Genomic DNA, 13853 nt, shown 5'->3' with positions numbered 1-13853 from the left:
CCTATCCGGTCCCCACGGATGAAGACTGCACGGGATTGTTGCGGCGCACAAGAGGGGAGGGGTAACTTATGCTGCAGGCAGATGGTGACGAATTGTTACACACAGAAAAAGGGCCAGCGGATTGCTCCGCTGGCCCTTCATCCCCCGGGAAATGGGTCGAACTTTTAGTCAGGCGACCTGCGCGTCTGGCATGTCGATAAATTCGCCGTCTTCATTCTCGTCGCGCAGCACATAGCCGCGGCCCCAGACGGTTTCGATATAATTGTCGCCGCCGCACGCCAGGCTGAGCTTCTTGCGCAGCTTGCAGATGAAGACATCGATGATCTTGAGTTCGGGTTCGTCCATCCCGCCGTAAAGGTGGTTCAGGAACATTTCCTTGGTGAGCGTGGTGCCCTTGCGCAGCGAGAGCAGCTCCAGCATCGCATATTCCTTACCGGTCAGATGGACGCGGCTGCCATCGACTTCGACCGTCTTGGCATCGAGATTCACGGCGAGCTTGCCGGTGCGGATCACCGACTGGCTATGGCCCTTGGAACGGCGGACAACGGCATGAATGCGCGCCACCAGTTCTTCGCGGTGGAAAGGCTTGGTCACATAATCATCGGCACCGAAGCCGAAGCTGCGCACCTTGCTATCCATTTCGCTGATGCCCGAAAGGATCAGCACCGGGGTTTGCACCTTGGCGACGCGCAGCTTCTTCAGCACATCATAGCCGTGCATATCCGGCAGGTTGAGATCAAGACAGATGATGTCGTAATCATACAGCTTGCCGAGGTCCAAGCCCTCCTCGCCCAGATCGGTCGTGTAGACATTAAAGCCCTCTGCCGAGAGCATAAGCTCGATGGCCTTCGCCGTCGTAGGCTCGTCTTCGATCAACAGCACCCGCATGTAAAACCCCTTTAGTGGCCTCTGTGGTCGTTGAGCGCAGCTAGCCCGCGTCGCCCATGGACATATTCAATAACCAAAGCAGGTATGAACGCAAAAGGTTAATTTGGTGTAAACCAGCCCGAGTCCACGAGTCGCGGGCGATCGAGAGGTTAAGAAAGGCTGATTTCCGACGCGCAGAGCGCCTTGAATCGCTGGCTGAGGAAATCGATCAACAGCTCCACACGCGCCGGTCTGGGGCCGCCGGGCGGGCTCAGGAGGTGCAAAGCGACCGGATCGCCACGCCATTCGCGCAGGATCGAAACCAGATGACCGGCCGCGATATCGGCATCGACGATGAAACCGGGCAGGCGCGCGATACCTAGACCGGCGCGAAGCGTGGGCATCATGGCTTCGCCGCTATTGGTGCGCAGCGGGCCTTTCAGGCGCACGGCCACTTCCTCTCCCTCCGGCCCGCGAAAGCGCCAGAGGTCAGGGGTGGCGACATAGGCATAGCTGAGGCACGCATGTTCGCCGAGCTGGGCGGGATGGGTGGGCGTGCCATGCCGCTCCAGATAGCTGGGGGCGGCTACGACATGACCCTGCACATCGCCAAGGCGGCGCGCGCGCAACGAGCTGTCTGGCAGCGTGGCGATGCGCAGCGCCAGATCGAAGCCCATATCGATGATGTCGATCTTCTCGTCACTTAGATGCAGGTCCACCCCGATGCCGGGATGTGCGCTCAGGAAATCGGCAATGGCCGGGCCGACGTGCATCAGGCCGAAGGTCATAGGGGCGGCGACGCGCACGGTGCCGCTTGGCAGGCGGGCTTCGTCGCGCGCGGCTTCCTCGGCGGCTTCGGCTTCGGAGAGGATGCGGCGCGCGCGCTCCGCCAGCGCCTTGCCGCTTTCCGTGAGCGACAAACGGCGCGACGTGCGGTGAAAGAGCGCAGTGCCAAGGCTGGTCTCCAGCCGGGTGATGGCCTTGGATACGGTGGCTTTGGAGAGACTGAGCGCCTCGGCCGCTGCGGTGAAGGAGCGGTGCTCCACCACAGTGGCGAAAATGGCCCAGGCTTCGAAATCCGGCAAGCGCATATGGAAACGATCCGTTTCAAAGGTTTCTGTTTATGATCTGATCATGATGCTTATCTTGGCCTCAAGCAAGCGGTTCATCTGGAATCGCTTCAGGAGTGAAGACGATGATCGAGAAAAGATCCTTTGAAAGCCTCGGCCATGCCGATCATGGCTGGCTGAACGCCCGCCATCATTTTTCATTCGCGGACTATCATGATCCCGCCCGCATGGGCTGGGGCGCGATCCGGGTGTGGAACGATGACGAGATCGGCCCGAACAGCGGCTTTCCGCCCCATCCGCACCGCGACATGGAAATCATCACCTATGTCCGTTCCGGCGCGATCACGCATAAGGACAGCATGGGGAATGAAGGCCGCACCGGCGCTGGCGATGTGCAGGTGATGAGTGCGGGCACCGGCGTGCGCCATGCCGAATATAATCTGGAAAGCGAGAAGACCACGCTGTTCCAGATCTGGATCGAGCCGAGCCGTCGTGGCGGCGAACCAAGCTGGGGCGCGAAGCCGTTTCCCAAGACGGACCGATCCGGCAAGTTCGTGACGCTCGCCAGCGGGTTCGAAGGCGATGAAGGCGCGCTCCCGATCCGGGCGGATGCCCGCGTGATGGGGGCTACGCTGAAGGCCGGCGAAACACTGGAGCATAAGGTGGGCCAAGGCCGCCATGCCTATCTCGTCCCCGCCACCGGCGCGATCGAGATCGATGGCGCGCCCTTCAAGGCCCGCGATGGCGCGGCGCTTGGCGGCGGCCAGACCGTTTCGATCAAGGCGATCGAAGATAGCGAGCTGGTCCTGGTGGACGCGGCGTAACCTTAAATCCCCCCTCCCGCTTGCGGGAGGGGCAGGGGGTGGGCCTTCGGCACATTCCAGATACTGACTTTCCCACCCCCAACCCTCCCGCAAGCGGGAGGGGAGCTAAGGAGACACATGATGGCAAAAGTTCTGGTTCTTTATTACTCCACCTATGGGCATATCGAGACGATGGCGAACGCCGTTGCCGAAGGCGCGCGTTCGACGGGTGCGACGGTGGACGTGAAGCGCGTTCCCGAAACGGTGCCCGAAGAAGCCGCGCGCAAAAACCATTTCAAATATGATCAGGATGCGCCGATCGCGACGGTCGCCGAACTGGCCCATTACGATGCGATCATCGTCGGCACGGGCACGCGCTTTGGCCGGATGAGCAGCCAGATGGCGGCATTTCTCGATCAGGCTGGCGGTCTCTGGGCCAGCGGCGCGCTGAATGGCAAGGTGGGTGGTGCCTTTACCTCCTCGGCCACCCAGCATGGCGGGCAGGAAACCACGCTGTTTTCGATCATCACCAATCTGCTCCACTTCGGCATGACGATCGTCGGCCTTGATTATGGCCATGCCGGACAGATGGGCCATGAAGACGTTGTTGGCGGCGCGCCTTATGGTGCCACCACCATCGCAGGCGGCGACGGCAGCCGTCAGCCGAGCGCGGTCGAACTGGAGGGCGCGCGCTATCAGGGCCGCAAAATCGCCGAGACAGCCGCAAAGCTGCACGGTTGACCGCTGGGGCGGGGAAGGTCCATTGGCACACGGCCTCGTTTTGCATAACAAAGGTCGTTCCATGCGCTTCCCCGCCCTTTCCCTTTTCGCCTCTCTCATGCTGCTGTCGGCCTGCGGCGGCGGTGACGATGCGAACAAGGCATCGGAAAAGGCGATCGACACCAGCGCGCTGCGCGTGCCGCTGGCTGAAAAGCTGAACGAACCCGCCGCGTTGCAATCCGCCTTCGCGCTGGCGTTCGAAACCCCCGCGATAATGATCAAGGATGAGCGCTATACCTTCGCGCCGGCCGGCCTGTACCGCGTGAAGGAAGGGCTTGTGCTGTTCTCCGAAGGCAGCGGGCCGGATTGCCATGCCTGTTCAGGGCTTCTCGCGGTTCATTACCTCACGGAAACGCCCGAAGGCATGAAGGTCACCAAGGGCTGGACCGATGCAATTCCCGGCTCCGAATATGGCGCGCCGCCCCAGTGGACGGTGCGCACCGATCTGATGTCCGCACCCGTGGTGCAAACCGTGTCGAACGGCATGGGGCAGGGCATTACCTGCAGCATCGCGCGATTGACCGAATTGCTGCCCGATGGACCCAAGCTCCGCGCCGATCTGGTGCCGCTTGCCTATAGCGACGAGGGCGCGATCGTGGACGATACCAAGCCCAACACCGTGGATGCGGCGATCGCGCCGGCCGACCGGGACAGGGATTTCGTGGTGAAATACAAGGGCAGCGTGACCCGCGACGTGATCTGGTCGCGGCAGGGCGAGGCGTTTGTGGCCGGCAAGGATGCGCAGGGCATTCCGCAGTGCTGAGCCTCATCTAAAGCCAGACCGTCATTCCCGCGAAAGCGGGAACCCCGCTTCGTCTTCTCCTTTCGGGTGTCTCGCGCAAAAGCGGGATTCCCGCTTTCGCGGGAATGACAGTTTCCTTCTTTCGGCAAAGGGCTCTATTAGCATCCGATGCTTTCAGATCATGTGCTCTTTATCGACGGCGAGGCGATCATCCTCGACAAGCCGGCGGGCTTGCCGGTGGACGCGCCGCGTGACGGTTCGCTCAGCCTCGAGAACCATCTTTCGCTGCTCACCTTCGGGTTCAAGCGCTGGCCTCTCGCGGTGCACCGGCTGGACCGCGATACCAGTGGCTGCCTGTTGCTCGCGCGCAATCCCAAGGCGCACAAGCGCTTCGGTCAGGCATTCGAAGCCGGATTGGTGGAAAAGCATTATCTCGCAGTGATCGAGGGCGTGCCCGAAACCGAGGAAGGCCTGATCGACATGCCCCTGCTCAAGGTGAGCACGCGCGAACAGGGCTGGCGGATGGCGATCGATCCCAAGGGCAAGGCGGCGCGGACGGCGTGGCGCACGCTGATGGTGAAGGATGGCCGCGCGCTGATCGGCTTTACCCCGCAGACGGGGCGCACGCATCAAATCCGCGCCCATGCGCTTTATGGCCTCGGCGCAGCGATCGTCGGCGATCCGGTTTATGGCAAAAGCGGCGAGCCGATGCTGCTGCATAGCCAGCGTCTCTATATCCCGCGGGAGGGTAAACCGCCCGTGGAGGCCGTGGCGCCATTGCCCGAGCGTTTCGAGGCTGCGGGCTTTGGCCATGAGATCGATCCGCCCAAGGTCGATGCTCCCGCACTCGTCCCCGAAGCAGACGGACATGGCGAAGGCTGAGACTCCGTCCATTCCCGAAGATGCGGTGATCGAGGAGAAATTCCTCGCCGCCACGGGGCCGGGCGGCCAGAATGTGAACAAAGTAGCGACCGCGGTGCAATTGCGTGTGGACGTCTATCGGCTGGGCCTTGCGCCTTATGCCTTTGCGCAATTGAAGGAGCTGGCGGGCAGCAGGATGACCGCAGCGGGCGAATTGATCGTCACGGCGCGCAGCTATCGCACCCAGGAATCCAACCGCGCCGATGCGCGCGAACGGATCGCCGAACTGGTCGCCAAGGCAAAGATCCGTCAGGCGCGCCGCGTGAAGACCAAGCCGAGCAAATCGGCCAAGGCACGACGCGTGGATAGCAAGACGGTGCGCGGGCAGATCAAGAAGGGGCGGGGTAAGGTCTCGCTGGATTGATTTTGGTTCTGCACCAACCCATCGCGTCATTCCCGCGCAGGCGGGAATCCCGCTTCTTCTTCTTTCGGATATTTCAAGGCAAAGCGGGATTCCCGCCTGCGCGGGGATGACGAGAAGGTTTGATTATGTACGAATTTCAGATCGACACCACTGCCGACAAGGCCGCGCTTTACCGCGAGATGCTGGGCGCGCTCGATGCGCTGACTGCGGGCGAGCCTGATGCGATCGCCAATATGGCCAATGCGGCGGCTCTGATCTGGGAATATTTGCCCGATCTCAACTGGGCTGGCTTTTATCGGCTGGTGGGTAACGAACTCGTTTTGGGTCCGTTTCAGGGCAAGGTGGCGTGCATCCGTATCGCCTTGGGAGCCGGCGTATGCGGCACCGCCGCCTCGACGCGCGAGACCCAATTGGTGGCGGATGTCCACGCCTTTCCGGGGCATATCGCCTGCGATGCGGCCAGCGCCTCCGAACTGGTGGTGCCGATCGTGCACGCGGGACGGCTGATCGGCGTGCTCGATCTGGATAGCCCCAGCGCTGCGCGCTTCGATGCGACCGATGCGGCGGGATGCGAGGCGCTGGCCGCGCTGCTCGGCCCGCGGATTGCCGGATAACCTGACCCGCAACGGGACACTCCAACGCTCTGTCAGCGCGAGACTCTACCAGCGCCGAAATGCTAATGTTTCGTGAATGATTGCACGAATTTCAGTCACGACATGTGTGACTGCGCAGGGAGGCCGGGACGGTGAAAACAGGCGCTTTGATGGGGCTTTTGATCATGGCTGCGGCCTTGCCATCTACGGCGGAGGCGCAGCGCGACTCAGGCGGACGTGACCGCGCTGATCGCGGCTATGATCCGTCGCGTGACTATGGCTATCCCGACGATCGCCTTGATTACGATCTCGATTATGGCACGGGCGATGATCGCGTGACCGGACCGGGTTATACCGCGGGCGCATGGTCCGATGGCTGGGACGCCCGCTATGAAGAGCGGAATGATCGCGGGCCACGCCAGCGTCCGCCGCACCCCTATCATCGCCCGCCACCGCCGCCGCATCCGGCCTATCATCATGCTTATCCGGCCGGCGGCTATTATTATGCGCCGCCCGGCGCGACCACGATCATCATCCAGCCCGCGATGGTGACCACGACTACGGTGGTGGAGGAATATTATGACCCTGCGCCCGCAAGGACGGTGTGGCGGGCGAAGGCGAAGAGCAAGGCTGCATGGAAAGCCAAACCCAAGCCGCGGTGCGTCTGCCGCTGACGGTGTGTATCAGCTCAGTCGGTCGATCGCCTCCAGCGTGAGCGATCCGGGGATGATCATCACCGGGCAGGGCATCGTGCCGGCATCCGCACCCGCGAAATAGGCGACCAGCGGGCCGGGGGCACCGCTGGCGGCCGCGCCAAGCACCAGCGCGGCTATGCCTTCATTTTCAGCCAGGACCGCACGGACCACGGCCACGGGTTCGCCCTGCTTCACGGTAATCGTCGGGCGAATGCCTGATTCCTCCATGAGCGTGCCCGCCGCGCCCGCGACCAGCGCTTCGGCGCGCAGCCGGGCCTCTTCCTCGATCGTGGCCTGAACCCCGCCCCATTGCAGAAATTCAGCGGGTGGGATCAGCGTGAGTATCTCCACCGCGCCCCCCGTCTTGGCAGCGCGGCGCGCGGCAAAGCGTAACGCGATCTCGGCTTCGGCCGTTTCGTCGACGACGACCAGATAGGTCCGCATCCTGTGGTTCCCCTCAATTTCGACAGCGTTGCGCCAATATCGCGCGTCCCGCAAGCCTACGGCCTTGACCCGATACCCCAATCGGGGCGAGAGGAGGCGCAGACCCTACGGAATCAAAAAGGTTTCACCGCGCCCATGCCGATCGAGCTCAAAATGCCCGCCCTTTCGCCGACCATGGAGGAGGGCACACTGGCCAAGTGGATGGTGAAGGAAGGCGATGTCGTCAAATCCGGCGATCTGCTCGCCGAAATCGAGACCGACAAGGCGACGATGGAATTCGAAGCCGTCGATGAGGGTGTGATTTCGAAGATCATGATCGCCGAAGGCACTGACGGCGTGAAAGTGGGCACGGTCATCGCGCTGATCACCGGCGAGGATGAGGACGCTGCGGCACCGGCATCCGCCGCCAAGGCCGAAGCGCCGGTGGCAAAGGCCGAACCGCCAGCGCCTGCCGCGAAGGAAGCAGCGCCCGCGCCCAAGCCCGCTCCGGCACCCGTCGCCCAAACGGGAGATCGCGTGAAGGTCAGCCCGCTGGCACGGCGGATCGCGGACGCCAAGGGCGTCGCGCTGTCCGATGTCGCGGGTTCCGGCCCCGGCGGACGGATCGTGAAGGCCGATGTGGAGGGGGCAAAGCCCGGCGCTGCCAAGGCGCAAGCGCCCGCGGTCGCAGCGTCGCCTGCGCCGTCTGCGCCTGTGGCTTCCGCTGCGTCCGCACCAGCCACTGCGCCATCCGCGCCTGTCGGCCCGAACGACGCACCTTATGAGACGATCAAGCTTTCCAACATGCGCAAGACGATCGCCAAGCGCCTGACGGAATCCAAGCAGACCGTCCCGCATTTCTATCTGACCCTCGATTGCAATCTCGAAAAGCTGCTCAAGCTGCGCGGGGAACTGAACGCAGGGCTCGAAAGCCGCGGCGTGAAGCTCTCGGTCAATGATCTGCTGATCAAGGCCTTGGGCGTGGCGCTTGAGCAGGTGCCCGATGCGAATGTGAGCTTTGCGGGTAATAATCTGCTCAAATTCTCCCGCGCGGATATCTCGATGGCGGTCGCCATTCCCGGCGGCCTGATCACGCCGGTGATCACCGATGTGGGCAGCAAGGCTTTGTCGAAGATCGCGACCGAAGCCAAGGATCTGGCGGGCCGCGCGCGCGACGGCAAATTGCAGCCGCATGAATTTCAGGGCGGCACCGCCTCCATTTCCAACCTCGGCATGTTCGGCATCAAGCAATTCGATGCGGTGATCAATCCGCCGCAGGGCATGATCCTGGCCGTGGGCGCGGGCGACAAGCGCCCCTATGTCGTCGATGGCGCGCTCGCGATCGCCACGGTGATGACCGCCACCGGCAGCTTTGATCATCGCGCGATCGATGGCGCGGTGGGGGCGCAATTGATGCAGGCGTTCCAGGCGCTGATTGAAAACCCGCTGGCGATGGTCGCCTGATATGACGATGATGCGCTCCGTCTTGTTCGGAGGCATTGCTGCCATCGGTGTGCCGGCTGTCGTGAAGACGCTCAAATCCGAAGGGCTTCAGATCCTTGCCGCGGGCAGCATGGATGTGGATGTGGGCCACGGCGTGACGCTTCACTGGTCATGGCCTGTCTTCGTGGTGGTCACCGGGCTTGTCTTCATCCTGCTGCAGACCACCCACGGTCGAAATTAGCGCCGTCCTTCCTATTTCAGATTGATCCGATCAGGAGCTTTTCATCTTGGCTGACACCTTTGACCTCATCATCCTGGGCTCCGGCCCCGGCGGCTATGTCGCCGCGATTCGCGCCAGCCAATTGGGCCTGAAAACCGCGATCGTCGAGCGGGAAAGCCTGGGCGGCATCTGCCTCAACTGGGGCTGCATCCCCACCAAGGCGCTGCTGCGCACCTCGGAAATCTATCATTATATGAAGCAGGCCGATAAATACGGCCTCTCGGTTGAAAAGCCCTCCTTCGATCTGGAAAAGGTGATCGGGCGTTCGCGCGGCGTGGCCAAGCAGCTCAATCAGGGTGTCACCGGCCTGATGAAGAAGAACAAGGTCACCGTCTATTTCGGTGATGGCAAGCTGACCGGGCCGGGCAAACTCTCGGTCACCAAGGATGGCGCTGTCACCGCGCTGGAAGCCAAGAATATCATCATCGCCACCGGTGCCCGCGCGCGCGATCTGCCTTTCGCCAAGGCGGACGGCAAGCGTATCTGGACCTATCGCACCGCGATGACGCCGCCGGAAATGCCCACCAAATTGCTGGTGATCGGTTCCGGCGCGATCGGCGTGGAGTTTGCGAGCTTCTATAATGACATGGGTTCTGAAGTGACCGTGGTCGAAATGCTCGATCGCGTGCTGCCCGTGGAAGATGCCGAAGTCAGCGCGTTCATGGAAAAATCGCTGACCAAGCAGGGGATGAAAATCCGCACGTCCACGGGGGTCCAGAAGATCACCGATACCGGCACGGGCATCAGTGCGGAGATCAAGGACAAGGACGGCAAGGTCACCACCGAAGACTTCAGCCATGTGATCGTGGCGGTGGGCATCGTGCCCAATGTCGAAAATATCGGCCTGGAAGACGTGGGCGTGGAGCCGGACAAACGCTTCCATATCAAGACCGATGCCACCTGCCAGACGAACGTGCCGGGCATCTATGCCATTGGCGACGTGACGGGTGCCCCGTGGCTGGCGCACAAGGCGAGCCATGAGGGGATCATCGCGGTCGAGGCGATCGCCGGCCTGCATCCCCATGCGATGGATGTGCTCAACATTCCGGGCTGCACCTATTGCCATCCCCAGGTGGCCAGTGTCGGCCTGACCGAGGCGAAGGCCAAGGAAGCCGGGTATAAGGTGAAGGTCGGCAAATTCCCGTTCATCGGCAATGGCAAGGCGATCGCGCTGGGCGAGACCGAGGGTTTCGTGAAGACCGTGTTCGATGAGGCCACGGGCGAATTGCTGGGCGCGCATATGGTGGGCGCCGAAGTGACCGAACTGATCCAGGGCTATACGATCGGCAAGACGCTGGAGACGACCGAAGCGGAACTGATGGAAACCGTCTTCCCGCATCCCACCATCAGCGAAACGATGCACGAAAGCGTGCTCGCCGCTTATGATCGCGTGCTGCATATTTGAGGCGTGACGATCCGGGGAGGATTGCGGCGCAGAACGGCCGGGCGGGCGGTGTAGGAATGACTGAGATGGATCCCGTTATCCGCCGGCTGTTCCGGTTTTCCATGATCTGCCTGGCCCTGGCTGTGCTGGTCTATGCGCTGGCCGGCTTTGGCCTGACCCAGGCGCTCGATGAGCGGGCGATGCTGGGTTTTAGGGGCATGGTGAGTCAATTGCCCCCGGCGGCCACGGATGTGGCGCGCGGGTTCACATGGATGGGCAATGGTCTGCCGCGCTCGCTGATCGCCGCGGGGTTCATCCTGTTCCTGATGATCCGCAAGCTGCAGCGCGCGGCATCCTACGTGCTTTATGCAACGGCGGGCATTGCCGCGCTCAATGCCTGGGTGCTCAAGGCCATCGTGGCGCGGCCCCGGCCCGATATCGTGCCGCGGCTGATCGAGGTGGACCAGAGCTGGAGCCTGCCGAGCGGCCATGCTGCCAACAGCGCGGCGGTCTATGGCGCGATCGCCCTGGTGGCGACGGTGATCTGGTGGCGCAAGAGCCAGCGACGGACGATCTGGGCGGCGGCGGGCCTGTTGGTGTTCGGCATCGGCCTGTCGCGCGTATGGCTGGGCGTGCATTGGCCGAGCGACGTGATTGCCGGCTGGCTTGTCGGCGCTGGATGGGCGCTGGGGTTGGCGGTGTTGCTGAAACCGGTGAGGGCGCGGGCGGGTAATTGATATTTCTGCCGTTTGTCCCGAGCGAAGTCGAGGGACATTGGTGAAGCGACAACGTCCCTCGACTGCGCTCGGGACAAACGGTGAGTTGGATTACTCCCCCGAAACCAGCTTCAACTGGCTCTCGCCCTCAAGCAAAACCGCATTGCCGCGTAGCGTGAAGCGGCCTTCGACATGACCGCCGCTGGCGATGCTGATCGTTTCATAAGTCACGTCGCCGGTGATGTGCGCGGTGCGCTCCACGATCAGTTCGCGGGCGTTGATCGCGCCGTCTACCGTGCCCGAAAGGCGCGCGGTTTCCGCGGTGACGCTGCCCCTGATCCGGCTGCTCTCGCCCTGAACGAGCGCGGCGCATTGAATATCGCCCTCCACCGCGCCATCGATGTGCAGATCGGCCTTGGCGCTGATATTGCCGGTGATGACGACATCCGCGCCGATCACCGAAAAGCCGGTGCTGTTAGCCTTGGCCGAACCGCCGCTTGACGCTGTCTTGGACTTTGAGAACATCTTCATTCGCCTCCAGGAAAGGGCGGGGATTGATCGCGCGGCCCTGCACACGGACCTCGAAATGGAGATGGGTGCCGGTGGAGCGCCCGGTGCTGCCCATGCGTGCGACCTGCTGGCCGCGCTTCACGACATCGCCCACCTTGGCATTGAAGCCGGACAAATGACCATAGCGGGTTTCAAGACCATGGCCGTGATCGACCACGACCAGATTGCCATAGCCATTTTGCTGGCCGACGAAAGTGACGCGCCCGGCCGAAGCCGCGAAGATCGGCTGACCATTATAGCCGCCCACATCCATGCCGGCATGGAGCGCGCCGGCTCCGGTAAAGGGATCAGCGCGATAGCCGAAGCCGCTGGTATAGGAGAGCGGGAAAGCGGGGGCACTATTGGGCATGGCGAGCAGCGTACGCTCCATCCGGTCAAGCTGCTGCAGCGAAATGGCGAGCTTGGACAGATGCGGATCGCGGGCGGACTTGGCCGGAATGAAGGGGCCGCCCATGCCGCTGTTGCGGGCCGGACCGATGAGTGAGCGGGGATCGAGGCCAAGCCTGCGGATGGCGTTTTCGGCCTGACGCGCGCGGACGGCCGCGGCGAGGGACAGGCGTTCGGCGAATGCGAACTGGCGCTGCTCCAGGGCGGCGAGCGGGGCTGCCGGGCTGGCGCTGCTGATCTTCTGCGTCTGGTCTGCGGGCGGCGTCGCCGCGGGTGCCTGGGCAGCGGCGGGCTGCGGATTGATCTGCACATCGCCGAAATAATGCTGGATCATCTGATCCATCTTTTGCTGACGCGCCTCGATCCGGTCTGCCATGCCATCTACGGAGGAGCGGTAGGCCTGAACGCGGCTTGCGGTCTGCGTCACCTTTTCCTGCTGCGCATCGAGCGCGATGCGATCCTGATTGGTTTTCACCTGGAGGGTAATCATCAGCGCGCCGCCGATCACCAAGGCCACCGCGGCCAAGGCCGTGGCGGACGCGAGCTTGATCTGAAATCCGGAAGTGATCTTGAGGAATCGCATCTGGCCACCGGAGCGGACATAGATCTCGCGATCAGGAAAATAGCGGGCCACGCGGGCAATCAGCCCGTTCGCCCCCTTCAAATTTAGGTTCACTGTGCGACCCGTGTTTTTTAATGGGATGCCGGGCGCATAGCAGTGGCACCGGAGAGTCGCGATTCAGCCGGATCGGACTCGTGACGAGTCGAGTAAGACTCGCGATAAGACGAGGGAACCAACCGCAAGTACCGTATTGATTCGTCACACTTACGGGTGCGTTTTACGATAAATCTTCGCGAATCGCCGGTTTTAGGGAGTTTTACCTTCCGACATTTCGAGAATCACTTGCCATTGCGCCGCAGACAGTGGCGCGACCGACAGGCGCGACTGCTGCAGCATGACCATATCGGCCAGCTTCTTTTCCGCTTTCATGGCGGCGAGCGACACCGGATTCTTGAGCGCCTTCAATGGCTTCACCCGCACGGCAACCCAACGGCCGGTCTCGTCCGTCCGATCGGGCTCTGCCGCTGCCGCGATCTCCATGATGCCCACCGCTTCCTTGCCGATATTGCTGTGATAGAAAAAGGCGTGATCGCCGGGCTTCATCGCCTTCATATGACCGGCGGCGGCATTGTTGCGCACACCATCCCAATAGCCTTCGCCATCTTTCACCAGATGATCCCAACCATAGACATCGGGTTCGGATTTCATCAGCCAGTAATTGCGGGTCATCGGAAATCTCGCCTGATTGCACGGATTGATCGAACCAATGTCATAGTCGATCTGTTATGAGAGCCAAACCCGATCCTGAGGAGAATAAACATGATCACCCGCATAGGTTCCGCCACTTATGAAGGCTTTGGCAAAGAGGGGAAGGGGCATGTTTCCACTCAATCCGGCGTGCTTTCGGACAATCCCTATGGCTTTAACACGCGCTTCGAGGATACGCCGGGCACGAACCCCGAAGAACTGATCGCGGCCGCCCATGCAAGCTGCTTCACCATGGCGCTGAGCTTCGCGCTGGCCGGCGCTGGCTATACCGAGGGTTCATTGTCCACCAAGGCGGCGGTGAAATTGGACAAGGAAGGCGATGGTTTCAAGATTTCGCGTTCGGATCTGACGCTGACCGCCAGCGTACCGGGGATCGACGCGGCGGAATTTGCCGAGATTGCGGCAGGGGCCAAAGCGAATTGCCCGGTCTCTAAGCTGCTCAATGCGGAAATCACGCTGGAGCATACGCTGTCCAACTGACGCCG

At 62.2% G+C, this 13853-nt stretch carries 18 protein-coding genes; 12 read left to right on the top strand and 6 right to left on the bottom strand.

What is annotated here, in order from left to right; translation table 11 throughout:
• Positions 1-168: 168 nt before the first annotated feature.
• Together ctrA and FHS49_RS10645 are read right to left on the bottom strand one after the other, a co-directional pair.
• Entirely contained in the window at positions 169-888 is a 720-nt protein-coding gene (gene ctrA, locus FHS49_RS10650) for a response regulator transcription factor CtrA (RefSeq protein WP_184018209.1), read from the bottom strand.
• 149 nt (positions 889-1037) lie between these two features.
• Complete coding sequence (locus FHS49_RS10645; protein WP_184018207.1) at positions 1038-1958, bottom strand: LysR family transcriptional regulator; 921 nt, start codon at positions 1956-1958, stop codon at positions 1038-1040.
• A 104-nt stretch (positions 1959-2062) separates the two neighbouring features.
• On the opposite strand from FHS49_RS10645, the gene FHS49_RS10640 reads away from it, so the two are divergent.
• The 7 genes from FHS49_RS10640 (at position 2063) to FHS49_RS10610 (ending at position 6814) form a co-directional block, all read left to right on the top strand.
• The gene (locus tag FHS49_RS10640; RefSeq protein WP_184018205.1) at positions 2063-2761 is read left to right on the top strand and encodes a pirin family protein; all 699 of its coding nucleotides are present in this window, start codon (positions 2063-2065) and stop codon (positions 2759-2761) included.
• A 120-nt stretch (positions 2762-2881) separates the two neighbouring features.
• A complete protein-coding gene (gene wrbA, locus FHS49_RS10635; protein ID WP_184018630.1) occupies positions 2882-3481 on the top strand; it encodes an NAD(P)H:quinone oxidoreductase in 600 nt (199 codons plus the stop codon).
• Positions 3482-3542: 61 nt separating this feature from the next.
• Positions 3543-4283, top strand: coding sequence for a hypothetical protein (locus FHS49_RS10630; RefSeq protein WP_184018203.1), 741 nt, complete (start codon positions 3543-3545; stop codon positions 4281-4283).
• Positions 4284-4430: 147 nt separating this feature from the next.
• Positions 4431-5144: an RluA family pseudouridine synthase gene (locus tag FHS49_RS10625; protein ID WP_184018201.1), complete on the top strand. Its 714-nt coding sequence runs from the start codon at positions 4431-4433 to the stop codon at positions 5142-5144.
• Positions 5131-5547, top strand: a complete 417-nt coding sequence (gene arfB, locus FHS49_RS10620) for an alternative ribosome rescue aminoacyl-tRNA hydrolase ArfB (protein ID WP_184018199.1) — start codon at positions 5131-5133, stop codon at positions 5545-5547. The genes FHS49_RS10625 and arfB overlap by 14 nt, the downstream gene beginning before the upstream one ends.
• Positions 5548-5672: 125 nt before the next feature.
• The gene (locus FHS49_RS10615) at positions 5673-6161 is read left to right on the top strand and encodes a GAF domain-containing protein (protein ID WP_184018197.1); all 489 of its coding nucleotides are present in this window, start codon (positions 5673-5675) and stop codon (positions 6159-6161) included.
• A 149-nt stretch (positions 6162-6310) separates the two neighbouring features.
• Positions 6311-6814 carry a hypothetical protein gene (locus FHS49_RS10610; protein ID WP_184018195.1) on the top strand — a complete coding sequence of 168 codons (504 nt, stop codon included), beginning with the start codon at positions 6311-6313 and terminating at the stop codon, positions 6812-6814.
• Between the two features lie 9 nt (positions 6815-6823).
• Here the strand turns inward: FHS49_RS10610 and FHS49_RS10605 are convergent, their stop codons facing one another.
• Positions 6824-7279 (bottom strand): universal stress protein, encoded by a 456-nt coding sequence (locus FHS49_RS10605; RefSeq protein WP_184018193.1) that lies wholly within the window; start codon positions 7277-7279, stop codon positions 6824-6826.
• A gap of 135 nt (positions 7280-7414) precedes the next feature.
• Between FHS49_RS10605 and FHS49_RS10600 the strand changes: the two genes are divergently transcribed.
• The 4 genes from FHS49_RS10600 to FHS49_RS10585 are packed head-to-tail and all read left to right on the top strand — an operon-like array spanning position 7415 to position 11102.
• On the top strand, positions 7415-8722 hold the full coding sequence (locus tag FHS49_RS10600) for a pyruvate dehydrogenase complex dihydrolipoamide acetyltransferase (protein WP_184018191.1): 1308 nt from the start codon (positions 7415-7417) through the stop codon (positions 8720-8722).
• A 7-nt stretch (positions 8723-8729) separates the two neighbouring features.
• On the top strand, positions 8730-8942 hold the full coding sequence (locus FHS49_RS10595; RefSeq protein WP_184018189.1) for a hypothetical protein: 213 nt from the start codon (positions 8730-8732) through the stop codon (positions 8940-8942).
• 46 nt (positions 8943-8988) lie between these two features.
• Entirely contained in the window at positions 8989-10386 is a 1398-nt protein-coding gene (gene lpdA, locus FHS49_RS10590) for a dihydrolipoyl dehydrogenase (RefSeq protein ID WP_184018187.1), read from the top strand.
• A 56-nt stretch (positions 10387-10442) separates the two neighbouring features.
• Positions 10443-11102, top strand: a complete 660-nt coding sequence (locus FHS49_RS10585) for a phosphatase PAP2 family protein (RefSeq protein ID WP_184018185.1) — start codon at positions 10443-10445, stop codon at positions 11100-11102.
• A gap of 90 nt (positions 11103-11192) precedes the next feature.
• Here FHS49_RS10585 and FHS49_RS10580 read toward each other — a convergent pair whose 3' ends face one another.
• The 3 genes from FHS49_RS10580 to FHS49_RS10570 all read right to left on the bottom strand — a co-directional run bounded on the left by FHS49_RS10580 (position 11193) and on the right by FHS49_RS10570 (position 13329).
• Positions 11193-11612: a bactofilin family protein gene (locus tag FHS49_RS10580; RefSeq protein WP_425502682.1), complete on the bottom strand. Its 420-nt coding sequence runs from the start codon at positions 11610-11612 to the stop codon at positions 11193-11195.
• On the bottom strand, positions 11557-12714 hold the full coding sequence (locus tag FHS49_RS19890) for a peptidoglycan DD-metalloendopeptidase family protein (RefSeq protein WP_184018182.1): 1158 nt from the start codon (positions 12712-12714) through the stop codon (positions 11557-11559). Before FHS49_RS19890 ends, FHS49_RS10580 begins: the two co-directional genes overlap by 56 nt.
• A gap of 192 nt (positions 12715-12906) precedes the next feature.
• On the bottom strand, positions 12907-13329 hold the full coding sequence (locus FHS49_RS10570; protein ID WP_184018180.1) for an EVE domain-containing protein: 423 nt from the start codon (positions 13327-13329) through the stop codon (positions 12907-12909).
• Positions 13330-13419: 90 nt separating this feature from the next.
• Here FHS49_RS10570 and FHS49_RS10565 point away from each other — a divergent pair, with 90 nt between their 5' ends.
• Positions 13420-13848, top strand: coding sequence for an OsmC family protein (locus FHS49_RS10565; protein ID WP_184018178.1), 429 nt, complete (start codon positions 13420-13422; stop codon positions 13846-13848).
• Positions 13849-13853: the final 5 nt, after the last annotated feature.

Source organism: Sphingobium boeckii (assembly GCF_014199215.1).
GTDB lineage: Bacteria > Pseudomonadota > Alphaproteobacteria > Sphingomonadales > Sphingomonadaceae > Sphingobium_A > Sphingobium_A boeckii.
Note: the sequence above shows the minus strand (reverse complement) of the source record. Positions and strands in the feature narration are given on the sequence as shown.